At 61.4% G+C, this 25,382-nt stretch carries 21 protein-coding genes and 1 tRNA gene; 15 read left to right on the forward strand and 7 right to left on the reverse strand.

Going from position 1 to position 25,382, the window contains the following annotated elements; translation table 11 throughout:
• Nucleotides 1-41: 41 nt before the first annotated feature.
• The 6 genes from AC0L14_RS04830 (at nucleotide 42) to AC0L14_RS04855 (ending at nucleotide 6,855) form a co-directional block, all read left to right on the forward strand.
• On the forward strand, nucleotides 42-1,124 hold the full coding sequence (locus AC0L14_RS04830) for an amidohydrolase family protein (protein WP_473748868.1): 1,083 nt from the start codon (nucleotides 42-44) through the stop codon (nucleotides 1,122-1,124).
• Nucleotides 1,125-1,136: 12 nt separating this feature from the next.
• Entirely contained in the window at nucleotides 1,137-1,490 is a 354-nt protein-coding gene (locus tag AC0L14_RS04835; protein ID WP_023797723.1) for a Rieske (2Fe-2S) protein, read from the forward strand.
• A 113-nt stretch (nucleotides 1,491-1,603) separates the two neighbouring features.
• Entirely contained in the window at nucleotides 1,604-3,211 is a 1,608-nt protein-coding gene (locus tag AC0L14_RS04840; RefSeq protein WP_473748785.1) for an ABC transporter substrate-binding protein, read from the forward strand.
• 74 nt (nucleotides 3,212-3,285) lie between these two features.
• A complete protein-coding gene (locus AC0L14_RS04845) occupies nucleotides 3,286-4,332 on the forward strand; it encodes an ABC transporter permease (protein ID WP_095488652.1) in 1,047 nt (348 codons plus the stop codon).
• Nucleotides 4,329-5,213: an ABC transporter permease gene (locus tag AC0L14_RS04850; RefSeq protein ID WP_473597981.1), complete on the forward strand. Its 885-nt coding sequence runs from the start codon at nucleotides 4,329-4,331 to the stop codon at nucleotides 5,211-5,213. Before AC0L14_RS04845 ends, AC0L14_RS04850 begins: the two co-directional genes overlap by 4 nt.
• Nucleotides 5,203-6,855, forward strand: coding sequence for an ABC transporter ATP-binding protein (locus tag AC0L14_RS04855; RefSeq protein ID WP_473748786.1), 1,653 nt, complete (start codon nucleotides 5,203-5,205; stop codon nucleotides 6,853-6,855). The genes AC0L14_RS04850 and AC0L14_RS04855 overlap by 11 nt, the downstream gene beginning before the upstream one ends.
• Nucleotides 6,856-7,188: 333 nt before the next feature.
• On the opposite strand, the gene AC0L14_RS04860 is transcribed toward AC0L14_RS04855, so the two are convergent.
• The 3 genes from AC0L14_RS04860 to AC0L14_RS04870 all read right to left on the reverse strand — a co-directional run bounded on the left by AC0L14_RS04860 (nucleotide 7,189) and on the right by AC0L14_RS04870 (nucleotide 11,040).
• Complete coding sequence (locus AC0L14_RS04860) at nucleotides 7,189-8,220, reverse strand: aldose epimerase family protein (RefSeq protein WP_473748787.1); 1,032 nt, start codon at nucleotides 8,218-8,220, stop codon at nucleotides 7,189-7,191.
• Between the two features lie 86 nt (nucleotides 8,221-8,306).
• Complete coding sequence (locus AC0L14_RS04865; protein ID WP_473748788.1) at nucleotides 8,307-9,764, reverse strand: NAD-dependent succinate-semialdehyde dehydrogenase; 1,458 nt, start codon at nucleotides 9,762-9,764, stop codon at nucleotides 8,307-8,309.
• A 328-nt stretch (nucleotides 9,765-10,092) separates the two neighbouring features.
• Nucleotides 10,093-11,040 (reverse strand): AEC family transporter, encoded by a 948-nt coding sequence (locus tag AC0L14_RS04870; protein WP_473486546.1) that lies wholly within the window; start codon nucleotides 11,038-11,040, stop codon nucleotides 10,093-10,095.
• Nucleotides 11,041-11,207: 167 nt separating this feature from the next.
• Here AC0L14_RS04870 and AC0L14_RS04875 point away from each other — a divergent pair, with 167 nt between their 5' ends.
• Entirely contained in the window at nucleotides 11,208-11,756 is a 549-nt protein-coding gene (locus tag AC0L14_RS04875; protein WP_473748789.1) for a histidine phosphatase family protein, read from the forward strand.
• A gap of 688 nt (nucleotides 11,757-12,444) precedes the next feature.
• On the opposite strand, the gene AC0L14_RS04880 is transcribed toward AC0L14_RS04875, so the two are convergent.
• Complete coding sequence (locus AC0L14_RS04880) at nucleotides 12,445-12,897, reverse strand: hypothetical protein (protein ID WP_473748790.1); 453 nt, start codon at nucleotides 12,895-12,897, stop codon at nucleotides 12,445-12,447.
• The gene (locus AC0L14_RS04885) at nucleotides 12,894-13,133 is read right to left on the reverse strand and encodes a hypothetical protein (protein WP_473638033.1); all 240 of its coding nucleotides are present in this window, start codon (nucleotides 13,131-13,133) and stop codon (nucleotides 12,894-12,896) included. Before AC0L14_RS04885 ends, AC0L14_RS04880 begins: the two co-directional genes overlap by 4 nt.
• A 266-nt stretch (nucleotides 13,134-13,399) precedes the next feature.
• On the opposite strand from AC0L14_RS04885, the gene AC0L14_RS04890 reads away from it, so the two are divergent.
• The 7 genes from AC0L14_RS04890 to AC0L14_RS04920 all read left to right on the forward strand — a co-directional run bounded on the left by AC0L14_RS04890 (nucleotide 13,400) and on the right by AC0L14_RS04920 (nucleotide 20,234).
• Nucleotides 13,400-13,469: transfer RNA gene (locus AC0L14_RS04890), tRNA-Pro, on the forward strand.
• 441 nt (nucleotides 13,470-13,910) lie between these two features.
• Nucleotides 13,911-15,056, forward strand: coding sequence for a slipin family protein (locus tag AC0L14_RS04895; RefSeq protein WP_473748791.1), 1,146 nt, complete (start codon nucleotides 13,911-13,913; stop codon nucleotides 15,054-15,056).
• Nucleotides 15,057-15,231: 175 nt separating this feature from the next.
• Entirely contained in the window at nucleotides 15,232-15,513 is a 282-nt protein-coding gene (locus AC0L14_RS04900; protein WP_473748792.1) for an acyl carrier protein, read from the forward strand.
• A 38-nt stretch (nucleotides 15,514-15,551) separates the two neighbouring features.
• Entirely contained in the window at nucleotides 15,552-16,739 is a 1,188-nt protein-coding gene (locus AC0L14_RS04905) for a beta-ketoacyl-ACP synthase (RefSeq protein ID WP_473748793.1), read from the forward strand.
• A gap of 19 nt (nucleotides 16,740-16,758) precedes the next feature.
• The gene (locus AC0L14_RS04910) at nucleotides 16,759-18,030 is read left to right on the forward strand and encodes a beta-ketoacyl-ACP synthase (protein ID WP_473748794.1); all 1,272 of its coding nucleotides are present in this window, start codon (nucleotides 16,759-16,761) and stop codon (nucleotides 18,028-18,030) included.
• Between the two features lie 142 nt (nucleotides 18,031-18,172).
• Entirely contained in the window at nucleotides 18,173-19,201 is a 1,029-nt protein-coding gene (locus AC0L14_RS04915; protein ID WP_473748795.1) for a zinc-binding dehydrogenase, read from the forward strand.
• A 37-nt stretch (nucleotides 19,202-19,238) separates the two neighbouring features.
• A complete protein-coding gene (locus AC0L14_RS04920) occupies nucleotides 19,239-20,234 on the forward strand; it encodes a lipid A biosynthesis lauroyl acyltransferase (RefSeq protein WP_473748796.1) in 996 nt (331 codons plus the stop codon).
• Between the two features lie 218 nt (nucleotides 20,235-20,452).
• Here AC0L14_RS04920 and AC0L14_RS04925 read toward each other — a convergent pair whose 3' ends face one another.
• Entirely contained in the window at nucleotides 20,453-21,322 is an 870-nt protein-coding gene (locus tag AC0L14_RS04925; protein ID WP_473748797.1) for an SMP-30/gluconolactonase/LRE family protein, read from the reverse strand.
• 1,507 nt (nucleotides 21,323-22,829) lie between these two features.
• Between AC0L14_RS04925 and AC0L14_RS04930 the strand changes: the two genes are divergently transcribed.
• Nucleotides 22,830-24,743 (forward strand): adenylate/guanylate cyclase domain-containing protein, encoded by a 1,914-nt coding sequence (locus AC0L14_RS04930; RefSeq protein WP_473529078.1) that lies wholly within the window; start codon nucleotides 22,830-22,832, stop codon nucleotides 24,741-24,743.
• On the opposite strand, the gene AC0L14_RS04935 is transcribed toward AC0L14_RS04930, so the two are convergent.
• On the reverse strand, nucleotides 24,740-25,267 hold the full coding sequence (locus AC0L14_RS04935) for a YHS domain-containing (seleno)protein (protein WP_244602995.1): 528 nt from the start codon (nucleotides 25,265-25,267) through the stop codon (nucleotides 24,740-24,742). The genes AC0L14_RS04930 and AC0L14_RS04935 overlap by 4 nt on opposite strands.
• Nucleotides 25,268-25,382 lie beyond the last annotated feature (115 nt).

Raw genomic sequence — 25,382 nt, forward strand, 5'->3', positions numbered from 1 at the left:
GGCTAGGTTAGCCGGCCTGCGGCGCCAGGGAGTTGGATAAGGTGTTCATAGTCGATTGCGATTGTCACAATTACTGGTCGAGCGCGACGGTGCTCGAGCCCTATCTTTCCGGCGTCTGGAAAGACATGTTCACAGAAGGCGAGAAAACTGGTCCGAGAGGCGCCTTCCCGCACGGGCACCGTCCGTGGTTTCACCCGCAGGACTTTTCCCGCAAGGACGTCAGGCCCGAGACGGAGGCCGACAATTATCTCATAATGAAAGAAAAGCACCTCGACAAATACAATGTCGGGGCCGCTATCCTGACCGGCGACGAGCCGATCGAAGCCTCCACGCTGGCAAATCCTTATTACGCCAGTGCGCTGGTCAGCGCCTATAACGACTACCAAATCGCCGAATGGCTTCCCAAAGACAGTCGCTTTATGGGTTCCATCATCATCGCGCCGCAGGATCCGCAGCTCGCAGCAGCCGAGATCCGCCGCCTCGGCAACCATCCCCGTATGGTACAGGTTCTGGCCTCCCAAGGCTCGGTCAAACCCTACGGCGATCCGTTCTACCATCCTATTTTCGAGGCTTGCGCCGAAGTCGGGCTGCCATTTGCGATTCACCTGGGCGGCCATGGCGGCATCAATTGGAACGCGGTGGCGCCGGCTCCGACGACCTTTTTCTGGGAGACGCACGCTATTCTTCACATGTCGGCCTTGTCGCACGTGGCAAGCATGATCGCGCATGGCGTTTTCGAAAAATGGCCGGATCTGTATTTCGTGATCATCGAGTGCGGCGTGGCTTGGGTTCCGTCGGTATTGTGGCGTCTGGACGCAGACTACAAAGCGCTGCGTAAGGAAACGCCGTGGCTGAAGATGCTGCCCTCGGAGTATTGCCGGCGCAACATCCGCTTTTCCACGCAGCCGCTAGAGCAGCCAGCGAACGTTCAACATCTCTGGGCCACTCTCGAAGCGATGGACGGCGAGAATACGCTGATGTTTGCCTCCGACTACCCGCATTGGGATTATGACGATGCCAACACGCTGCACATCCCGCCTGCCTGGAGGAGCAAGATTATGGGATTGAATGCGCTCGAGGTCTATAAACGCATTCCCCGCACGCAAGCGGCGAATGCCGCCTGACGGGAGCAGACAATGGCTGAGAAGACATACATTTGCCGGGTCGACGAAATCGAGACCGGGACTCCCTACATCGCCAAAATCCGCAGCCTTTCAGTCGGGGTCTTCCGCATCGGAGATTCATTCCATGCCTTGCTGAACGTTTGTCCGCACCGCGGCGCTCCGCTTTGCGAGGGACCGCAATGCGGAACCACGGCGCCGGTCGACCAAGCGCAATTCATCTATCACCGCGAGAACGAGATCGTGCGCTGCGCCTGGCACGGTTGGGAATTCGACATAAAAACCGGTGCGGCCCTGGTCGATCCGGGCGTACGTGCCCGAACATTCCCGGTCACGGTGGAAGCTGGTGAAATCTATGTAACGGCGTAAGATTTGCGTCGAACCGCGGAAAAACCGAAAGGAGGCAAATCGCCTGAATCCGCCAGATCTGCTCGGTAAATGCCAACAACAAGAATGCGGGAAATCCGCAATGGGAGGAAGCAGTGTCGGAATCTGAATATAAACTGCGCTTGGCGCAAAACCTGATCGGCCGCGGCAAGGTTTCGCGCCGTGATTTCATCCATCTAGGGCTGGCGGCAGGCCTGACGGTCGCCGCCGCAGATATGCTCTTCGTGAGCGTGGCGCGGGCCGCACCCAAGCAGGGCGGCTTCGCCAAGCTCGGCATGGCGCATGGCGCGACGACCGATTCGATCGATCCGGCCGGCTATCCCGATACCTTCACGCAAACCGCCTTTTCGGGTGCCATGTCCAACAGCCTGACCGAGGTCGACGCGAAAGGCAGCATCCAGCCAGACCTTGCCGAGAGCTTCGAGACCTCGGACGACGCGACGACATGGGTCTTCAAGCTGCGCAAAGGTGCGACCTTCCACAACGGCAAGACCATCACGGCGGACGACGTGGTCGCCTCTATGCAATATCACATGGGAGCCGACACCAAATCGGCGGCGAAGTCGCTGCTCGAATCGGTGACTAACATCAAGGCGGACGGCCCGGAAACGATCGTTTTCACGCTAAACAGCGGGAATGCAGACTTTCCCTACATCATGAGCGACTATCACCTTGTCGTCATGCCTGCCAAGGACGGAAAGGCCGACTGGGAATCGGGCGTCCGGACCGGCGCCTTCGTGCTTGAGAACTTCCAGCCAGGCGTCTCGGCGAAGCTCAAGCGCAATCCCAATTACTTCAAGAACGGCAAACCCTATTTGGACGAGGTGGAGTTTATCGCCATTACGGACCTCGCCGCGCGTATGGCCGCGCTGTCAACCGGCGAGGTTGATTATATCGGCCGCGCCGACCTGAAAACGCTCGGCATGCTGAAGCGCAAGCCGAATATCGATATCCTTGAGGTCACCGGCTACGGCCATTACACGCTGCCTATGAACGTGACGGTTGCCCCATTCGACAACCCCGATGTGCGCATGGCCCTGAAATGGGCGATCGACCGCGAGGAAATCGCGCAGAAGATCTTCCTTGGCCATGCAACCGTTGGGAATGACAACCCGATCGCACCGGCTATCAAGTTCGCCATCAATCCGGAGCCGCAGCACAAGTTCGATCCTGAAAAGGCGCGCTTCCATCTGAAAAAAGCGGGTATGGAAAATCTCAAGGTCGACCTTTCCGTCGCCGACGCCGCTTTCGCCGGCGCCGTGGACGCAGCCGCCCTCATCCGCGAGACGGCGGCCCAATGCGGCATCGATGTCAATGTGGTGCGCGAGGCCGAGGACGCCTATTGGGACAATGTCTGGCTCAAGAAACCGTGGTGCGCCTCCTATTGGAGCGGTCGTGCAACGGCCGACTGGATGTTCACGCAGGCCTACTCGGCGGATTCCAGCTGGAACGAGACGTTCTGGAAAAATGCCCGCTTCAACGAACTGCTGATCCAAGCACGCGCGGAGACCGACGAGGCCAAGCGCTCCGCGATGTATGCCGAAATGCAGCAGTTGACGCATGACGACGGCGGCGCCATCGTCCTGGTCTTCAACAATTTTGTCAGCGCCAAGTCCAAGAAACTGGCGCACGGCGAGTTGGCGCCGAACTGGGAGAATGACGGACTGAAGATGGCCGAGCGCTGGTGGGTAGCCAACGCGTGACGTTCGCCAGGCGAGAACCGCCCGCGGCGCGGGCGGTTCGCTCTTTTCAGGGGAAACGCTCGAAGGCACCGCCCATGAATCCGGTCGTTAGGACGGTTCTGCAGCGCCTGGGTCTCGGCCTGATCACGCTGTTCATCGTCACCATCATCATCTTTTCGGCGATTGCCATGCTTCCGGGCGATTTCGCCAAGGCGATGCTCGGGCAATCCGCGACGCCCGAGACGGTCGCCGCATTCCAGCGCGAGATCGGCATCGATCGTCCGCCGGTTGAGCGCTATTTCGCCTGGGTCGGGCAGATCGTGCAGGGGGATTTCGGCTCTTCCTTCGCAAGCCGCACCGGCTACCGGCGCACAGTCGCCGAGATCATTGCGCCCCGGCTCTACAACACGATGTTCCTTGCCGTGATGACCGCCCTTATAGCGGTTCCACTCGCGCTGGGACTCGGCATTCTCGCCGCTCTCTACCGCAATAGCTGGTTCGACCGTGTGGTGAACACGGTGACGCTGACGACGATTTCATTCCCCGAATTCTTCGTCGCCTATATGCTGGCCTATCTCATCATCTCGCGCGACACGTTCATTGGAACCGAATTCGCACAATCCCTGCCCGAGTGGCTCGCGGCTTCGATCAACTGGGTCCTGAACCTGGTTCCCAAATTTCCGACACTGGCGAACATCAGCGACCGAACGCCGTTCTGGGAGCACGTCTGGCGCGCAGCGCTGCCGTCCATCACCCTCACGCTGGTGATTGTTGCCCATATGATGCGTATGACGCGCGTTGCGATTATCAACATGCTGGCAAGCCCCTATATCGACATGGCGCGGCTCAAGGGAATGTCGCCGATGGCAATCGTTCTCAGACACGCCCTGCCCAATGCCTGGGCGCCTATCGTCACGGTAATTGCGTTCAACCTCGCTTATCTCATCGTAGGCGTGGTCGTCGTCGAGGTGGTGTTCGTCTATCCCGGCATCGGCCAATTGATGGTCGATGCGGTGAAGTCCAGGGATGTTCCGGTCGTGCAAGCCTGCGCCCTAATCTTCGCAGCAACCTACATCCTGCTCAACCTGACCGCCGACATCATTTCCATCGCCACCAATCCGAGGCTTTTGCATCCGCGATGACCAGCACCGAACATGTCGTGGCGGTTCCGAGACAGAGGCGCACACGCGCCTCCCGGGTAAAAACCGCACTCAAAAAGGCTCCATTCAGCGCTTGGTTCGGCATCGTGGTCATCCTTGGCTATGTCTTCGTCGCGCTGTTAGCGCCCTGGATAGCGCCGTACGGAGAAACGCAGGTTTTCACCGAGGCTTTCGCGCCTTGGAGCCAGGAGTTCATCGTCGGGACCGACCAACTCGGTCGCGACGTGCTCACCCGGCTGATCTATGGCGCGCGCAATACGATCGGCATCGCCTTCGCGACTACGCTTCTGTCCTTCGCGGTCGGCGTCACGCTCGGTTTGCTGGCCGCGATGTACCGGGGGTGGCTCGACCAGATTCTGTCGCGCGCGGTAGATGTGCTGATGTCGATCCCGAGCCTCATCTTCGCGCTGATGTTGCTATCCATTTTCGGTTCGTCGGTCACCAGCCTGATCCTCATCATCGCCCTGCTCGATTCGACCCGCGTATTCCGGCTGGCGCGCGCGGTCGGGCTGAATGTTGCCGTCATGGAATATGTCGAAGCCGCGCAACTGCGTGGCGAAGGGCCGAGATGGATTCTGACCAAGGAGATCCTGCCCAACGTGCTGCCGCCGCTGATCGCGGAATTCGGCCTGCGCTTCTGTTTCGTTTTCCTCACCATCGCCGCGCTCTCCTTTCTCGGCGTCGGCATCCAGCCGCCGACAGCCGACTGGGGCTCGATGGTGCGGGAAAACGCCACCCTCATCACCTATGGCGACATCACTCCGCTCTTGCCGGCAGGCGCGATTGCCCTTCTCACGGTGTCGGTGAATTTCGTTGTCGACTGGTTCTTGCACGTGACAAGCGGGTTGCGCGATGAAAAGTAAGAATTCTGGCCAACGCGAAAAGGGAACGAAACTCCTCAGCATTCGCAACCTTCACGTCGAAGGGTTTTCCGACGAGCGCTGGCATCCGATCGTTCGCGGCGTGGATCTCTCGCTAAAGCGCGGTGAGGTTCTCGGCCTCATAGGCGAGTCCGGCGCCGGAAAGTCCACTATTGGGCTTGCCGCGATGGGATATGCCAAGCCAGGTTGCCGAATTACGCAAGGGTCGATCCTGTTCGACGGGATCGACCTCCTCGCCATGAGCGAAACCGCACGACGGCGGCTCCGAGGCTCGCGCATCGCCTATGTCGCACAAAGCGCGGCCGCTTCCTTCAACCCGGCGCATCGGCTCCTCGATCAGACCGTCGAAACGGTCGTGGCTCACGGGATCGCCAGTCGCGAGGCAGCGAATCGGGATGCCATCGAGCTTTACCGGCGTCTTCACCTGCCGGATCCGGACACCATCGGCTTCCGCTATCCTCACCAAGTCTCCGGAGGGCAGTTGCAGCGAGCAATGACGGCGATGGCGATGGCCTGCCGCCCCGACCTGATCATCTTCGACGAGCCGACGACGGCGCTCGACGTGACCACACAGGTCGAGGTCCTCGCCTCGATCCGCAAGATTGTCGAAGAGTTCAACACTGCCGCGATCTACGTCACGCATGATCTGGCCGTGGTTGCGCAGATGGCGGACCGGATCATGGTTCTGCGCCATGGCCGTACTGTGGAGGAGGCCGAAACACGCCAGATGCTTGCGGCGCCGACCGCAGACTATACGAGGACGCTCTGGGCGGTGCGAAAGCTAGCCAAACCCGAAGTGCCGGCCGCAGACCATCTGCTCACGATCGATAACATCACCGCCGCCTACGCCGGGAAAGTCAAGGTTCTGCAGGATGTATCGATCAAGGTGCCGCGCGGACGGACAGTAGCGGTCGTCGGTGAATCTGGTTCCGGTAAATCGACGCTCGCCCGCGTCATAACCGGCCTGCTGCCGCCGGTCTCGGGCTCGATCTCGTTTGCGGGACATCGTCTGCCAAAAACACTGAAGGAGAGGCCCAAAGACATTCTGCGCCGCATTCAGATGATCTACCAGATGCCCGACAACGCGCTCAATCCGCGTCAGACCGTCGAGGAAGTCATCTCCCGGCCGCTCGAGTTCTATCTCGGCCTCAAAGGGGCGGCGTGCGACCGCCGCGTTGGCGAACTCATGCACATGATCGAGATGGACGAAAGCTTCCTCGACCGTCTGCCGGGCGAACTTTCGGGCGGTCAGAAGCAGCGCATCTGCATTGCCCGGGCGCTAGCTGCTAATCCGGAGCTCATCATCTGCGACGAGGTGACCTCGGCGCTCGACCAGATCGTACAGGAAGAGATCCTGAAGCTCCTTATGCGGCTGCAACAAGAATTCGGAGTCAGCTATATTTTCATCACGCACGACATCGCGACGGTGCGGGCAATCGCCGACGAAATTGTCGTCATGCACCAAGGCAAAGTCGTCGAGCAGGGGCTCAAGACCGAAATCCTGACGCCGCCGCATGCTCCGTATACCGAACTGCTTCTCTCCTCCGTGCCGGAGATGGATCCAGACTGGCTGACGAAGCTGCTGGAAACCCGGGAGCGCAAGCGGGTCGGCGCGGCGAACTGAATCCCAACCTATTGACCGCTTGAGACTCCGGCTCCAGTTCTCGCGCGAACGTCCGATATTGAGGGATGGCGGGAATCACCGGTTATGCCGCAACCGCGACGTCCAGAATGGTCGCAACAATGTCTCCTTTCAGGCAGTAGCAACGGACACCTCAACGGCCGATATCAGGCGCAAAGCTGCCGTTCGCGGCGTGGAAGACGTACGTCTGCTTTGGGTCATGGGCGTGAATTCGGCCGGTGGCGAACGAACTTCCGCCAAGGGGCCATCTTCCGCCATTCCGCGCCGGTACTAACCGAAGGTCGGCGCAGCAAAAGCCGGTACCGGCTTCCGGGCTCAGGCGCCAGGCAGTCGGAACCGGTATTCCGTCACATGGTGGTAGATCTGGCCCGGCCATAGTGTTGCCTGCGGGAAATACGGCCGGTTCGGCGCGTCCGGCCAGACCTGCGGCTCCAGGCAGAAGCCCGAAAAAGCCTTGTAATGACGTCGTTCGAGCCCCGGCGAAGGCGGCGCCAAATACTGGCCGGTATAGAGCTGGACGCCCGGTTCCGTGGTCCAGAGCTCCATCTCGACGCCGGAAGTCGCGCCTTGCGCCCATGATGCCAGCTTGAGCGGCCCGCGTGTCGAGGCAAGGCAGAAATTCTGGTCGTAGGGGAGCTGGCTGCCCTCGCTTTCCATGCGCAGCGGCCGTGCCTGGCGGAAATCGAACGGCGTGCCGTCGACCGGCTTCACGACGCCGGTTGGAATCAGGTCGCCATCGACTGGCAGATAGGCGCCGGCGTTCAGCATCAGCCGGTGGTCGAGGATGTCGCCGGCGCCGCCGTCATCCAGGTTGAAATAGGAATGCTGGGTGAGGTTGCACAGCGTCGGCTCCTCGCAGGTGGCGGTCACCTCGACGCTGAGCGTGCCGGGGATTTTCAGCCTGTAGGTGCAGGTCACGTCGAGCGCGCCGGGAAAGCCCATCGTGCCGTCGGGATCATGCAGCGTCAGCGTGACAAAATCCCTGCCATGCAGCGAAACCTCCCAAGCCCGGTGCGAAAAACCTTGCGAGCCGCCATGCAGCGTGTGTTTGTCGAGAAAGTTGCGCTCGGTCTGGTAGCGCTGGCCGGCGATGGTGAAACGGCCATCGCGGATGCGGTTGGCGTAGCGTCCGACGACGGCGCCCAAGAAGGCGGTATCCGTTTCATAGGGCTTGAAACTGCTATAGCCGAGCACAAGCGGCGCATCGTGGCCGGCCAGGCGCAGATCCTGGATGATGGCGCCCAGCCCGATGATGTTGGCGGTGAGGCCGCCGCCGCGGATGCTGAAGCGGCGGATGGCCTCGCCAGCTTGCGTCGTGCCAAAAACCTCGCCGTCCTTCATCGCCATGTCCGAAACGCCAGTTGGTTGATCGATCCCGGCTGGCCGCCTTTCGGCCGGCTTGGGTCTGTTGATAGTCGACAGGCCCTACCCGATCAGAGGCCGAGGCCGCCGATGCAGACATATTTGGTGTCGAGATAGTCCTCGATGCCCTGATGTCCGCCTTCCTTGCCGAGGCCCGATTCCTTGACGCCGCCGAACGGCGCCTCAGGCGTGGTGATGAGGCCTTCATTGACGCCGACCATGCCGTATTTCAGCCCTTCCATGACCCGGAAGGCGCGGCCGAGATCGCCGGTGTAGAAATAACAGGCGAGGCCGAATTCGGTATCGTTGGCGAGTGCCACGGCTTCCTCTTCGGTTTCGAACTTGAACACCGGCGCGACCGGGCCAAAGATCTCTTCCTTCATGAAGCGCATCTTCGGCGTCGCATCGGCGATCACCGTCGGCTGGAAGAACGAACCGCCGAGCGTATGGCGCTTGCCGCCGGCGACGACCTTGCCGCCCTTGGCGGTGGCATCGGCGATCAGTTCCTCAACCTTTTCCACAGCCTTCTCGTCGATCAACGGGCCCTGCTGCACGCCATCATCGAGGCCGGAGCCGACCTTCAGCTCGTTGCTGGCGGCGGCGAGCTTCTCGACGAACTTGTCGTAGATGCCGGCCTGAACCAGGAAGCGGTTGGTACAGACGCAGGTCTGGCCGGAATTGCGGTATTTGGCGGTGATCGCGCCGGCGACGGCACGCTCAATGTCGGCGTCGTCGAAGACGAGGAACGGGGCGTTGCCGCCGAGCTCCATCGACACCTTCTTGACGGTGACGGACGACTTCTGGATCAGAATCTTGCCGACCTCGGTCGAGCCGGTGAAGGTGATCTTCTTGACCAGCGGGTTGGCGCAGATCTCGTCGCCGATCTCGCCGGCGGCACCGGTCAGGATGTTGATGACACCCTTGGGGAAGCCGACCTCCTCGGCGAGCGCGCCCCAGGCGAGGCCGGAATAGGGCGTCTGCGAGGCCGGTTTGACGACCGCCGTGCAGCCGGCGGCAAGTGCTGGGCCGAGCTTGCGGGCCAGCATCGAGGACGGGAAATTCCACGGCGTGATGGCGGCAATAACGCCGACCGGCTCCTTGGTCACCAGGATGCGGCGGTCCGCCCAGGGCGACGGCACGACATCGCCATAGGTGCGGCGGCCTTCTTCGGCGAACCACAGGATGTAGGACGCGGCCGAACCGATCTCGCCCTTCGATTCGAACAGCGACTTGCCCTGCTCGATGGTCAGCAGTTCGGCCAGCACATCCTGATTGTCCATCATTGCGTCATGCAGCTTGCGCAACAGCTTCGAACGCTCGAGCGCTGTGGTCCTGCGCCATGTCTTGAAGGCGGCGTCGGCGGCTTCGATGGCGCGGCGCGTCTCGACCTTGCCCGACTTCGGCACGGTGCCGATCTTGAGGCCGGTGGCCGGATTGTTGACGTCGACCGTCTGGCCGCTATCGGCCTGCACCCACTCGCCATTGATAAGATTGGCCTGGCGCATGAAATGGCTGGTTTTCTGAAGCATGGTCTAGCCTCCGTTCGGCGCACTGACGGGCCGCTATCTGGATTTCTTTAGCGGGCGTGCGCATTGACATCGATGCCGGCACGCCTGGAGCCACTGCTCTTTACCTAGGGCAAGCCCCGCAATCAATCGCAAGATGGCATATAGGGTTTGGGCCAGCGCAAGGCGAGGCCAAGTTGCGCTTCTGATGTTGCTTGAGGGTGTGTTCAGGTTCAGGTCAGGCCGCGCCGAGAAGGGTGCGTTCCGAAAATCGGAACGGAGCGTAACGTTTGGGTAAATGAGTACCGGAAGTACTAGGCCGTTCGCCGGCATTACCTAGATATCGACATGCCTATCTAAACACGTGGACCACCACAGTCAGCCAGAACGCCGTGGTGACGACCGCGCAGGCGGTGGCGATGGTCATCTGGTTCGATGCCAATGCCTGGCCGGTGTTGAACTGCGTGGCGATCAGGTAGGAATTGACCCCGGATGGCAGCGCGGCGGCCACAACCGCGATCTTCGCTGACAGCGGCGGCAGGCCGAACAGCCAGACCAGGCCGAGCGCGACGGCCGGCATCAGCATCAGCTTCAGCGCCGACAGCGCCAGCGCCGGCCGCACGTTGCCGGAGATGCCGAAACGGCACAGGCCAAGCCCCATGGCAAACAGCGCGACCGGTCCGGCGATATTGGCCAGCGCGTCGACCAGCCGGACGGCCAGCGCCGGCAATGGCAGGCCGGTGATACGCCATACCCATCCGGCCAGGATGCCGATGATCAGCGGATTGGAGAGCAGCTTTCGAAAGAAGCGCCGGATAATGCGCAGCGGATGCACATGCTCGTCACCGCGGCCAAAGATTTCAAACAGGATGATAGACGCCATGATCATCGTCGGCAGATGCACGGAAATCAGCAGCGACAGCACTTCGAACCCACTTGGCCCGAATGTGCCGAGGACGAACGGAATGCCGAGCAGGACGAGATTGGAAAAAGCCGACGACACGCCGCCGACGACCCCCGCACGCGCGTCGCGCCCGAACACCCGCGTGATGACCAGGTGGCCTGCGGCCCATGTGACTGCGGCGGCCGCGAAATAGGCTCCCCAGAACAACCAGGGCGCGGTGCCGTGGAAATCGGCGTTCACCATGGTGCGGAACAGAAGCAGCGGCATCGCCACCCCGACGGCGAATTCGGCGATGGCCTCGCCCGCCTCGGCCTTCAGATAGCCGGTGAGCCCGGCCAGATAGCCGAGCGCGACAAGGCCGAAGACAAAAAGGACGGTTTCGATGAGTGGAGACATTTTTCTCCTGATAGGCGAGCCGGGATTGCAGCGCAATCGCCCCGCCTTGCGAAGCGGTCCGTTCTCGCAAACAGCCGGGATTGGTCGTGCCTTGTTTTTCAGCCGGCTTTGCCGTCCCTATATGCGGTCACCGGAACCCACCTCCGGTGACCGGAAAAGGACGCCTGATGCTTCGATCTGTGCTGGCTCTATTGCTGCTCGTCATTCCCGCCGCGGCCCATGCGACCGAAGCCGGCTGGGCGCTGTTGCGCGACGGCGGACATGTCGTGCTGCTTCGCCATGCCATGGTCACAGGCACCACCGATCCGGCGAATTTCGACATCGAGAAATGCGCGACCCAGGTCAATCTCTCGACGCGCGGCAAGCAGCAGGCACGCAAGATCGGCGCGCTGTTCGGCGCCCGGGCGGCGCCGATCGAGCGTGTGCTGTCCAGCCGCTATTGCCGCTGCCGCGACACCGCCCGCATCGCTTTCGAAGCAGAGCCCGAGCCCTTCGCCCCGCTTGACCTGCTGAAGACCGACGCGAGCGAGAAAGCCGCCCAGCTCGCTGCGGTCGTGAACGAGATCCGCGGCTATTCCGGCTCCGACAATCTGGTCATGGTCACCCATCTGGAGAACATCGTGGCCCTCACCGGCATCTCGCCGCGTGAAGGCGAAGCGGTGATCGTCGAGCCGCAAGGCGACGGCCTGCGCGTGCTCGGCCGCGTCACCTTTTAATCTGCGCTGGAGCCGGTTGAAGCGCATTGGGTCACGGCTTCCCCTTCAATTTTCTCCGAAGGAAGGCGGAGAAGGGTCGAACCCGGTATTCCGCTTAGGGTACCAGCGCTAGATTTTCACCACTCGCGAACGGCTTTCAGTGCGAGCGTCGCTTGCTGGAGCTGCGTTAGTCAGTCGGAGGCTAATGGTATTTTTAATGGAACGCTAATATACATGGATGCTCGAACGGGCGGCGGCCTGCCAAACTTGAGGAATGCCATGCGAAGATTCTTCTTCACGGCAATGTGTATCGCCGCCGCAACAGCCGCTAACGCCCATGATTGGTACGAAGACAAGGTTGACCCGCAGACGAAATTCCGGTGTTGCGGTGGTTCTGATTGCCGTGCCATACCTCGGTCTTCGGTGCGGTCCAGGATCGACGGTGGTTACACTTACTTGCCGCATAATTTCAACATCCCACGGGACCGTGTGCAGGAATCCCCAGACGGCCAATACCATATCTGCGAGAATACCTATGTCGTAACTAATCAGCTGTATTGGCGCTGCTTTTTCGCACCTCGTGCCACGGTCTCTCTACTTCTCTCACGTTAAGGATTGTCCGCCTCTAGCGCACTGGGTTCGTTCCAGCAACCAATGCGGATGACAGCAAACCACACCCAAGATCGCAGTTAGTTTAAGTTGCCTGGGGCTAAGTTTTCGCCGCCACCAGCCAAGCGTCGATACGGAGCTTCCATCCCTCGATCATGTGCGCGAATGCCTCCTCCGTCAGTTCGGACAGATACGATCTTCCTGCCGTGCTCAAGGCAGTGATAGTATAGGCAATCGACGCCTCCGTGCCTCCGTCAGCGGTCGAGCGGCAGGCCACCTCGACAAATCCGAAACGCGAATCCGGCGTCACCCGGACATAGCGGATGCGATTTGCCACGGGGTCCCAGTCCGTGCAGGCCCAGAGCGTGGTCTCATCACCGTGAGCGGTCCTGAAGACCATGCCCTGGCGCGTCTCCCCGTCTTGTGGATGCAGAAATTCCGGATCCCAGCCGTCCACCCACAGGGTCTCCCCAGTCGGCGTGAACAGCGGAAAGACGCGGTCGACCGGCCCCGAAAGCACGATGCTATGAGTGCGCTCAAGATGGTTCGTCACTCGTCCTCCCCGCTCGTTTCCGAAAAACGGTGGCTGTCTGCCGCACTGAGCTCCAGCCCGTAGATGCGCTTCAATTGGCCGATTGTTTCCAGGGTCGCCGCGGAGAACGGCGTCTGGCCTTCGAAGGCATGCAGCACGATGCCCTCGATGAGGTCACCCAGGCTCATGTCGCGATGCTCGGCCAAGGCCTTGAGCACCTTCACCAATCGTTTTTCTAGGCGCACCCCGGTCTGCACGCGTTCTATCATTCTCACATTTTACCATGGTACGTTGGTACCAACAACCAGTTGCCCCGCGCCAATCGTAGGTGTTGCAAAAATACCACCGCTGAAAGAAGCCGCGTCCAGCCACGACTATGCCGCTTGCGACAACCGGTCGCAGCGGCTATAGGCGCGCTCCCGGTCACGAAAACCGAAGCGAGCACAAAGGTTGGAGCTTTTGCCTCCGCCCGCGCAGCCGGCATTGCCGCCCTGTGTACGGCGCCGTTTCGGGGATTGGGATCGCGGATGTAGCTCAGCGGAAGAGCGCCGGACTGGGTCCGGAGGTCGGGGGTTCAATTCCCTTCATCTGCACTTCGGATAGCTCAGTTGGTTAGAGCATCAGATCGATAATCTGACTGTCGAAGGTTCAAATCCTTCTCCATGGCCTCGAAAGCCAGCACCTTCAGGTGGTGTTATCTGAAACGGTCCGGGGACTGGAATGCGAAAGACCTGACGGACGGCCCACGCCCTTGGGCGCGGGCCGGACCCGAAAGTCTGACGCCATCGGCTCGCGGCCAGGCCCGCGGTGACGATCAAGGCGCACCAATGCCGGCAAGCGAGGTCAAGGCCTCCGGCGCCCGCTTCGGTGCCTCGCGATCCGCTCCCGAAGGCCCGCCACGGGCGGATGCCACCGGTCCCCCGATCATTCGTGCCCGGAGTGAAGCAAGAAGCGACGTGAAACGAGAAACGAAAGGACGATCGACGCATGATTTGACGCCTCGGGAGGGGCCATGCCCGACAGGAGTGAAGACCATGACGACCATTCTCGATAGGATTCTTGGGCGCGAGCGCGTCCTCGTAAGGGAAAACGAACGTGCCATCACGCTCTACAAGGGTGAGATCAAGGCTGTTCTGGTGCCGGGCGAGCATTGGCTCGCCAACCGGCGTCGGAGCCTTGAAGTGTCGCGGCACGATCTGAAGAACCCGGAATTCGTTTCGGCGTACGAGAAGGCGTTGTTCGACAAGCTCCCGGATGCGGCCGCGCGTCATTTCACCGTCGTTCGCACCGGGCGCACGGAAGTTGCAGTCATCGAGCGTGACGGCGGCCTCCATGCCGTTCTGGCGCCGGACCGCAAGCTCGTCCTGTGGACGGATGCCGGACCGTGGAAGGTGACGGTGATCGATACGGCCACTGACCTCGCGATCGATCCGGCTGTGATGCGCCGGCTCGGCCAGGCCCGAAAGGCGGAGCTGATGTCCGTCCATCCGGTCGTGGACGGGCAGGCCGGACTGCTGTTCGTCGACGGCGCTCTCGTGCGGACGCTGACGGCGGGCGTGCACGGCTTCTGGAACGTCGGGCGCATGGTGCAGATCAAGGTCGTCGACCTCAAGCGCCAGTCGCTCGACGTCGCCGGGCAGGAAGTGCTGACCAAGGATCGTGTCACGGTCCGCGTCAACATCGCCGCCGAATACCGTGTCGTCGATGCGGTGCAGGCGGTGAGTGCTGTGAAGGACTTCTCCGAAGCCCTCTACCGCGCCCTGCAATACACCTTCCGCAAGACGCTTGGCGCGCTGACGCTCGATCAGATCCTCGAAAAGAAGGTGACGGTCGATGAGGAAGCCGCCGGGAAGGTCCGTGCCGACATGGCCGAGATCGGGATCGAGGTCAGCGATATCACCCTCAAGGATGTCATCCTGCCGGGCGAGATGCGCGAGATCCTCAACCAGGTGGTGTCGGCCGAGAAGCAGGCCGAGGCCAACGTCATCCGCCGTCGCGAGGAGACGAACGCCACGCGTTCGCTGCTCAACACGGCCAAGGTGATGGCCGAGAACCCGGTGATGCTGCGGCTGAAGGAGCTCGAAGCTCTGGAAACCATCGCCGGCAAGGTCGAGCGGCTGACCGTCCACAACGGAACGGGCGGGCTGCTGAACGACCTGGTCAAGCTCCGCGACAGCTGAGCGGAAGCAACATCATGGGAAGGGCCGCCGGGCCAACTGGCGGCTCTTTCTTGCGTTTACGAAGTGGGTATCCCATCTGCGCCCGGCGTTCAGGCCTTTTCCTGCCCGGAAAAACCGATTAGACAGCGCGCAAACACATGCGGACAGATTCCGCCCGCAACCGAAGGAAAAGCCGTTGTCCACCACGTTCGCCAAAGTCGCCAAGATCATCGCCGACACCAGTGAGATCGATATCGACACGATCACCCCTGAAAGCCACACCATCGACGATCTCGGCATCGACAGCCTCGACTTCCTCGACATCGTCTTTGCCATCGACAAGGAATTCGGCATCAAGGTGCCGCTGGAAAAGTGGACGCAAGAGGTCAATGACGGCAAGGCCTCGACCGACGAATACTTCGTCATGAAGAACCTGTGCGCCAAGATCGACGCACTGGTCATGGCCAAGAACGCCTAAAATGGTTCGTTTTCAAGCCTGACCCACAACAGCCGCCCATGAACGCCCACGACGTCATCATATCAGGCATCGGCCTTGTCTCTTCGCTGGGAGAAGGCCCGGATGCGCATTGGCGCAAACTCGTCCAGCCCGGCCTGGAACCGGTGCTCGAAGCCGCGCGCTTCTCGCCCTACACCGTTCACCCGCTGCCGGAGATCGACTGGAACCTGCAGATCGCCAAGCGCGGCGACCAGCGGCAGATGGAAACCTGGCAGCGGCTCGGCACCTACGCCGCCGGCATGGCGCTGGACGACGCCGGCATCAAGGGCAATGACGAACTCTGCACGACCATGGACATGGTGGTGGCTGCCGGCGGCGGCGAGCGCGACGAGGCGGTCGACGCCGATATTCTCGCCGCCTCGGAAAGCCGCAACGACCGCGACGTGCTGCTCAACGAGAAACTGACAACCGAATTGCGGCCGACGCTGTTTCTGGCGCAGCTTTCCAACCTGCTCGCCGGCAACATCTCGATCGTCCACAAGGTGACCGGCTCGTCGCGCACCTTCATGGGCGAGGAAGGTGCCGGCGTCGCCGCCGTCGAGACGGCCGCCGCGCGCATCCGCTCCGGCCAGTCGACGCATATCCTGGTCGGCGGCGCCTTCCAGACCGAACATTCCGACATGCTGCTTGGCTATGAATTGGCCGGCTACCTGCATCGCGGCCCCTGGAGACCGGTCTGGCAAAGACAGGGCCTGGACGGCGGCGGCGTGGTGACCGGATCCGGCGGCGCGTTTCTCGTCCTGGAACAGCGCGAACATGCGATCAGCCGCGGGCGAAAGATCTATGCCGAACTCGGCCCAGTCATATCCGGACGCGCAAAACGCCGGCAGGGCGAACTCGATGGCGAGATTGCCGCGCTGCTCAGGCAGGCGGCATTGCCGAACGGCGAGTTGCTGACGATTTCAGGCGCTTCAGGTGCCCATGCCGCTACTGCTGCCGAGAAATCGGCGCTCGACGCCAATCCGGCGATTGCAGCACGCGGCTTTTCGACGCTGACCGGCCACATGAAGGAAGCGCAGTTTCCCTTCGCCGTGGCGCTGGCGGCACTGGCTGTCGAGCATAAGGCCGCCTACCCGGCTTTTGACGCCGCCACCGAAAAGCCGTTCAACGGCGTTCCCAGGACCGTGCTTGCAACGGCGATCGGCTATCACCAATTCGAAGGCTTGGCGTTGGTCAACGCCGCCTAAAGGGTGTCAGGATAAAAATATGGCCAATCTGAACGATCACATGGGCAGGCCGATCGTCGCCGTCACCGGTATCGGCGTGGTGACGTCGCTGGGCGTCGGCAAGGCCGACAATTGGGCAGCGCTCACCGCGGGCAAGTCCGGCATCCATCCGATCACCCGCTTTCCGGTTGACCATCTGAACACCCGCATCTCCGGCATGGTCGATTTCCTGCCGTCGAGCTCAAAGGGCGCCAGCCTTCTTACCTACGATCTCGCCGAGATCGCCGCGCAGGAAGCCGTGGCCGAAGCCGGCCTCGATTCGGGCGATTTCGGCGGGCCGCTTTTCCTCGCCTCGCCGCCGGTCGAACTCGACTGGAGCGAGCGCTTTTCGCTCTACAATTCCGACAACCACGACATCGGCGCCGAACGGCTGCTTCGCGTGGCGCGCGGCTTGAAGGAACTGGATGTCTTCGAGACCACCCAATTCGGTTCGATCGCCGACCGGCTCGCCGACCGTTTTGGGACACGCGGCCTGCCGATCACGCTGTCGACGGCCTGCGCCTCGGGCGCCACCTCGATCCAGCTCGGCGTCGAGGCGATCCGCCGCGGCGAATGCGATAGGGCGCTGTCGATCGGCGCCGACGGCTCGGCGACCGCCGAGGCGCTGATCCGTTTCTCGCTGCTTTCCGCGCTCTCCACGCACAACGACATCCCTGAAAAGGCGTCCAAGCCGTTCTCCAAGGATCGCGACGGTTTCGTGCTGGCCGAGGGCTCGGGCGCGCTTGTGCTGGAATCGCTGGAGGCCGCGCTGGCCCGCGGCGTGACCATCCTTGGCATCCTGCGCGGCTGCGGCGAGAAGGCCGACGATTTCCATCGCACCCGCTCGAAGCCGGACGGCTCACCGGCGATCGCGGCGGTTCGCGCCGCCCTCGCCGATGCCGGCTTGGGCGAGGACGAGATCGACTATGTCAACGCCCACGGCACCTCGACGCCGGAAAACGACAAGATGGAGCATCTGTCGCTGTCGACCGTCTTCGGCGAGCGGATCGGCTCGATGCCGATCTCGTCGAACAAGTCGATGATCGGCCACACGCTGTCGGCGGCCGGCGCCGTCGAAGCCGCGTTTTCGCTGATGACCATGCGCGAAAGCGTCATCCCGCCGACCATCAATTACGACAATCCCGATCCGGCGATCGTGCTCGACGTGGTGCCGAACCAGAAGCGCAACGCCGAGGTCGGCACGGTGCTGTCGAACTCCTTCGGCTTCGGCGGCCAGAACACCTGCCTTGTCATGGCGCGGGAACCGGTCTAATGCATGTCGCCCAAAAGTGCGAAGCGGTTTTGGGACAACGACATGCATAAAAAACAAAAACTTAAAGCGCGTCGGCCGAATCCTTTTCAACGCGGCGCGCTTTAAGCGAGCCTTTTCCCGCTCAACAGAACCGACAGGCTCCATGCGCGCATTGCAACTTATCGAGGACCGCCGCCTTGAAACGGTGGACCTGCCGCCTCCGCCGCAGCCTGCGCTGGGCGAAGTGATGCTGCGCATCAAGGCCGTGGCGCTCAATCATATCGACGTCTGGGGCTGGCGCGGCATGGCCTTCGCCAAGCGCAAGCTGCCGCTGGTCGTCGGCGCCGAAGCTTCAGGCGAGGTCGAGGCGGTCGGCCCCGGCGTCTCCAACCTTGTGCCCGGGCAGCTTGTGTCGATCTACGGCGCGCGCACCTGCGGGCTTTGCCGCGCCTGCCGCGAAGGCCGCGACAACCTCTGCAAGCATGTCTCGGGCGTACACGGCTTCCATCTCGACGGCTTTGCGCAAGAGAAGATAAACCTTCCGGCGCGCCTGCTGGTCCCTGCCCCGCCCGGCGTGACCGACATTGGGGCGGCCGTCGCGCCCGTCACCTTCGGCACGGTCGAACACATGCTGTTCGACAATGCCAGGCTGCAGCCCGGCGAAACCATCCTGATCCATGCCGGCGGCTCGGGTATCGGCTCCGCCGCGATCCAGCTGGCGAAGAAAATGGGCTGCACCGTGATCACCACGGTCGGCTCGAACGACAAGATTGACAGGGCGAAGGCGCTTGGCGCCGACCACGTCATCAACTATCGCGAGGACCGTTTCGAAGGCGTCGTGCGCAAGCTGACGAAGAAGAAGGGCGTCGACGTCGTCTTCGAGCATGTCGGCGCCGACACCTTTGCCGCCTCGATGCTGTGCCTGAAACGCGGTGGCCGCCTGGTGACCTGCGGCTCGACCTCGGGCGTGTCGACACAGATCAATCTGATGCAATTGTTCCAGCAGCAGCTGAAGCTGCTCGGCTCCTTCGGCTGCCGCATGCAAAACATGGCCGACGCCATGCAGAAAATGGCGGCGGGGCTGGTTTCTCCGGTCATCGACACCGAAGTCGACTTCGACGGCATCGACGCCGCGCTGAAGCGCATGGAGGGCCGTGACGTGTTCGGCAAGATCATCCTGCGCATCGGCTGACCATGATGTTGCTGTCTAAAAACATCACGGTCTAGGAATGGTCGGCAACGCCTTCAAGAAGCTCCGCCGGGACTTGGCGTTCCGCCACGGCAGGCGGATGCGCCAATTCAACTACTGGTTGCTTGCGCGCGTCGCGATGACGATAATTTGGCTGCTGCGTCTGCTGCCGGTCGACAGCGCGCTCAATTTCGCCGACCGCGCCGCCCGTCGCATTGGCCCGTGGGTGGGGCGCCACAACGTCGCCATCGCCAATCTGCGCAACGCCTATCCGGAAAAGAGCGACCGCGAGATCCAGGCCATCGCGTCCGACATGTGGGGCAACATGGCTCGGCTCGCCGCGGAATACATCTTTCTCGACGCCCTGTTCGACTACGATCCCGCCGCGACGAAACCGGGCCGCATCGAGGTCAAGGGGATCGAGCACTTCGTTCATATCGCCGAGGAACCGAAGCCGCATATCATCTTCACCGGGCATCTCGGCAATTTCGAACTGCTTCCGGTCGCGGCAGCCACTTTCGGCATGAACATCACGGCGCTGTTTCGCCCGCCCAACAACCCCTATCTTGCCGACTACATCCTCTCGACTCGCCGCTCGACCATGGGATCGCTTCTGCCCTCCTCGACCGGGGCTTCATTCGCGCTGGCGGCCATCCTGGAGAAAGGCGGCAATATCGGCGTGCTGGTCGACCAGAAATTCTCGAGCGGGCTCGAAACGACGTTCTTCGGCCGCCCATGCGAGAGCAACCGGGTCCTGGGCACCCTGGCGCGGCACTATGATTGCGATGTCTATCCGGCGCGCTGCGTGCGCCTGCCGGGCAACCGCTTCCGGCTCGAGATCGAGGACAGACTGAAGTTGCCGCGCACCGCCGGCGGCAGTGTCGACGTCCATGCCACCACCCAGCTGCTCAACGACGTGGTCGAGCGCTGGGTGCGCGAGGATCCCGGCCAGTGGATGTGGTTCCACAAAAGGTGGGAGATCAGCGGCCCGCGCGGAAAGCATCGCCGGGCGAGACAGCGCGGCGAAGCCGCCTGAGCGGCAGGACAACGAAACGCAGCGCAGCGCGAATCGATTGCCCTGCAACCGTGGGTAGTCTCAGCTTGACAGGTGACGGCAGTTATGCTAGGAATTTAAGTATAATGCTGATCTGCGCCCGCCCACTGAGGCGGGTTTTTTGTTTCGGCCGGATCGCTCGACCGCCGCCCTGTTCGGCCAATTGGGGAGAGGACAATGCGAGCCTCTTCTCAAGTTGCTCAATCCAATCGAGTTGCGACCAGCTTGCCGTCCATCATCATCGGGATGATTGCCAGCTTCTTTTCTTCCAGAAATTCCAGATCGGCGCTGCCTTGATTGAGGTCCATCAGCAGCTCGACTTTTCCATCCGGATGAATGCGAAAGAGCACCCCTGCGACCCAATCCGTGACCAGCCAATTCCCGGCTCCGTCCGATTCTAGACCATCTAGATTTCCAACAGGCTCGCCGGACCCGATGTCAGAGATAGCCTTCGTGTTCAGGTCAATCGCGATAAGGTGGCCAGGTGTCTTGGACGAAAAATCCGGCTGGATATCGCGACCCCAGCCGGCGACGAGGAGGCGACCGTCTTCGACGCGCAGACCGTTCGGATGCAGAAGATCCTCGCTCTCGAGCCAGACGGAGAGAGCATCATTGTCCAGAACATAAATCCTGTTCGCCAGCATGTCGGAAGCAAAGACACGACCCGCCTCGTCGACAGCGGGATCATTGAGGAACTGAGCGCCTTCTGCAGGCCACGTTCCAGTGATCTGACCGCTTTCGACGTCGACGGCCATAAGCCGATCGATGTCGGTGACGAAAAGCGTATCGCCCTGCATCACCAATCCCTTGGGCGCGTTAAAGCCGGTCACCCACTCGGCTGCCTGCAACTTTCCGTCAGGCGACACCTTCGAAAGGTATCCAACCCCATCCCTGCCGGCGGGGTCGCCAGCAATGTTGGAGACGTAGAAGACATTCCGGTTAGCGTCGAAAAGTACGCTCTCGGGGGCCTTGAACCCGTCAAGCGACCAGACCTCCTCCGCTTTCGCATGTGAACCCGCCAATCCTAGTAGTAGAATTATAAATAAACCTGACTGCAGCCTGATCATCATAGCCTCCCTGTGTTGTTTATCTGACGCGTTCAGGCAAAGTGCAACCGCACATTGCACAGGTGGTTTTGCAACTCTTACGGTTGACGCTTCGATTGCTCTGACGAGTCTGTTTGCCAAGCGGCATCTGCTTAGCCTTGTGAGCTTTATAATTCCCCAGATGAATGCCAGTTCCAACATCCCTGGAAGTCGACGTCGGACACACCTCATCGGCGGTTTGTTCGACCTTGCCAACCTCGGCTCACATGATCGCCGAGCGATTGCCTACCTCTGGTTGCGATGCCGACGCGGGGCCGCCAACGACAGGTCGTGCTTCTGACTAAGGCTTGAATTGCCTCGACAACTCCGAGGCGGGCAGCGGCCCAGAGAGCTGGCACAGATGTTAAAGAGGCCGCTGATGCGCCCCTTCAGTGGTGTTCAGTTCGCCATGAGGGCAACTTAGGGCTGCTCGGGGTTCTCGTCGGCCAGTTCCTGCTCTCGCCGCTCAAGCTGCTTCTGAAGCTCCACCGCTAATGCGAAAAGCTTTGGTGGCAGAGTTTGGTCGGCCTCCATGCTCAATCGCTTACGTAGCTTCCGACGATTATCTTCCGAACTGATCAATTCCCGGAAGGCATGATCCCCATTTCGAGTTGCCATAACGGTTACCTTTAGTTTTGTGCGTAACTCATCGATTACTGAAGAGTTCCATAAAAGGTCCGAAATGTTTGCTAGGAGCTTCCGAGCGATATCAGCTAACTACGCTGGATTGAACGGAAAGCTACGAACAGGCCCAGGGCAGTAGCCGCCTCGACAATAGCCTCGGTTATCTCGTCTTGGATGCGACCAAATCAGGCGCAGCCTGCCGAATTTGGTTCAATGCCGCTTTAATCGAGACGGTGTCCCCATAGTCTGCCCTATTGAGGGTTGCGGTAATCGCCTAATCTAGAACTGGACTGACCCTTTGGACGATGCTCATCCACTTCCCCCCGGATAGCGATGGGGCAACAATAACGTGTCCGAAGCCAACGCGCGAAATTTCGGCTCACGACCCCAAGCGGTCATCTGCGGTGCAGGCGATGAACGTCTCAATTGAGCCCATTCCAGACCTTCCGGTGCATGCACAGCAAAGGGCCTTGCGGCGATACAATGCCTCCGACTTCTGCTATGGTGCATTCCTCGGGCATAGGTGGTCTTAAAGAACGCCGTCGTGGATCGCAAGCTTGCTGCCATTCTTGCTGCCGATGTGCTGGGCTACTCCGCGCTGATGGAGCGTGACGGCCAAGCAGGCGGCCGACGCGCGCATGTGGGCCGGGGTCCATTTTCGCTCCGATGTGGTTGCGGGCCAAAAGATCGGTGAGGGTGTGGCCGAGCAGGTCATAGCGTTCGCGGTTCCACCGCCCCAGCGGTGGGCGCGACGCTCGCCTTCGATTGGGGGCTCCTTGGGGCTAAGCACTACGGAGCCCTAGGTTCCGTAGTGCTTAGCCCAGAGCTATCGGAAAAAGGTGGCCGAAGCGCACGGGGGAGAGTCGGATTGTCAACCGAGCATGTAGAGCGGCGACTTACGGCCATTCTAGCGGCCGACATCTCCGGCTACAGCCGGCTGATGGGCAACGACGAGGAAGGTACGCTCGCCCAGCTGAAGGCGCATCGGCGTGCTCTGGTCGACCGAAAGATCAACGAACACCGCGGGCGGATTGTCAAGACCACCGGCGATGGGATGCTGGTCGAGTTCGCGAGTGTGGTCGAGGCCGTGCGCTGCGCCGTCGAGATCCAGCGCGGCATGGCGGAACGCAATGTCGCGGTGCCGGCAGGACAACGTATCGAGTTCCGCGTCGGCATCAATGTCGGCGACATCATCATCGAGGATGACGACATTTTCGGGGATGGCGTCAACGTGGCGGCTCGCTTGGAGGGGCTCGCGGAGCCTGGCGGCATCTGCGTCTCGGGCCGCGTGCAGGAAGACGTGCAAGGCAAGCTCGACATTGCCTTTGAGGATATCGGCGAACAGAAGCTCAAGAACATCGCTCGGCCGGTGCGCGCATTTCGCGTGCGGCTCGACGCCACGGCCGCTCCGGCGCCCGCCGGCTGGCGCCGGGGATTGTTCGCCGCTCTGGCTCTGATGATTTTGCTTATTGTAGGCGCGCTGTGGGCCGGTCTTGGCTCTGAGTGGAAATTTCTCAGCATTCTGCGCTCTGGCGATCAATTCACAAAGAGTGCTGAAGTCAGCACGAAACCCGCGATCGCCATTCTCCCGTTCCTGAACCAGAGCGACGATTCGGCTCGTCAGTATTTCGCGGATGGATTGACGCAGGATATCATCAACGCACTGGGTCGGTTCTCCGCGCTGACCGTGATGTCGTGGAACGCTGTCTTCCCCTACAAGGGAAAGCCCGCAAGCCCGGAGGAGATCGGCCGCGGTCTCGCCGTCAGCTATCTGGTCGAAGGCAGCGTCCGCCAGACCGGCGACCGCGTGCGGGTCATCGCGCAACTCGTCGACACAAGGCAGGGACAGGTGATTTGGTCTGCACGCTTCGAGGAGGCGCTGGCGGACGTGTTCGCGCTGCAGGACAACATTGTCACTCGCATCGTCAGAGTCCTGGCGATTCGCGTGACCCAGATCGAACAAAATCGGGTGTTCGCGAAGCCAACCGAAAATCTCGCAGCCTATGATTACGTGCTGCGCGCCAGGCCGGCATTGCAGAGCCCGACGCATGCAAACAATGTGGAGGCGCGCGCCCTGCTCAGACGCGCCATCGAGCTTGACCCGAACTACGCTGCTGCATATGCGGCACTTGCCGAAACCTATCACATTGCCAGCTCGATGGGCTGGGCGGAATCGCCAACCGCCTTCCTGAGCCGTGCCGAGGAACTGGCAATCAAGGCGCTGAGCCTTGATGATTCCGACGTGCGCGCGCGCATCACTCTCGGCCACATCCACCTCTTTCGTCAGAGATACAACCAGGCAGAGGTTGAGATCGAGCGCGCCATTGCGATCAATCCGAACGATGCTCACGGCCTCGCCGGGCGCGGCACCATCCTGTTGTGGCTGGGACAGACGGATGCGGCGATCGAGGCCTTGGAGCAGGCGCAGCGTATCGACCCCGATCTCAATGCGATCGATCGCTTTGCGCTGAGCCTGGCCTACTATCTGAAACGGCGTTACGACGCGGCGATCGAACAGGCGGAACTTAGTCTTCGAACAACCGCAGGCGCGAACTTCAGCCGTATCCTGCTGGCGGCCGCCTATGCACAAGACGATCGAGCGGAGGACGCCGCGCGTGTCGTGACGATGATACGCCGCATCGACCCAACCTTCGACCCGCAGGAGTTCGGAACCAAGTTTCTAAGCTCTGGCGATCTCGAACATCTGCGCGACGGATTCCGCAAGGCCCGCCTCTACCCCGTCACAGGCGACCTGCCACCGGCCGAGAGAATGAACCGCTAATGTCCTTGAAGTAGCGCGCGGTTCTGGTTGGCCTTCGCGATGTTCGCAGCAAGGTCCTGCTGGAAGAGCGCGGGTCCCATCGGGGCCGGTTTGCCGAAAATATAAAGCTTTCCGTCGCTGATCAGCCAGTTCTCCGGGTTGGCCTCGTCGAGCTCGCCCAGGGCCAGCGCCATTGCACAAAAATTTCCGAACTCTGGCGCGTAGCGAACAGGATCGGCCTTGAAAAGCTCGCGATGTTCGGCGTTCGCGAAGAGGTAGCGGTGCTCATCCCATTCGTACTCGATCTCCGGCAGCCCGCGCGTGGGGCTTCCGATGGTGAAATAGGCGACCGGGTCATAACCCTTGATCGCCAGCGGAACCGCTTCCGTGGCAAAAGAGGGCATCGAGGTCGCAAACAGGGCGGCTGTGACCGCCAGAACGAGGCGAATGGCATTTCGCCGAGAGACATTGTGCATGGCGAATTCCCTGATTTGACCGTCCCGGGCCGCTACCAGCCCCGCGGCAAGCGAAGCCGTCTGCGTCATTCCGTTCGGGCACTAATTATCGCTCTTGTAGCGCTCGGCCGCAACACGTTTCGGAGATTTTCGGAGTTCGAGTGTGGTGAGGCCAGCGCCCATTGCAGGGGCGCCGGGCTCCATT

Source organism: Mesorhizobium sp. WSM4841, from assembly GCF_055811515.1.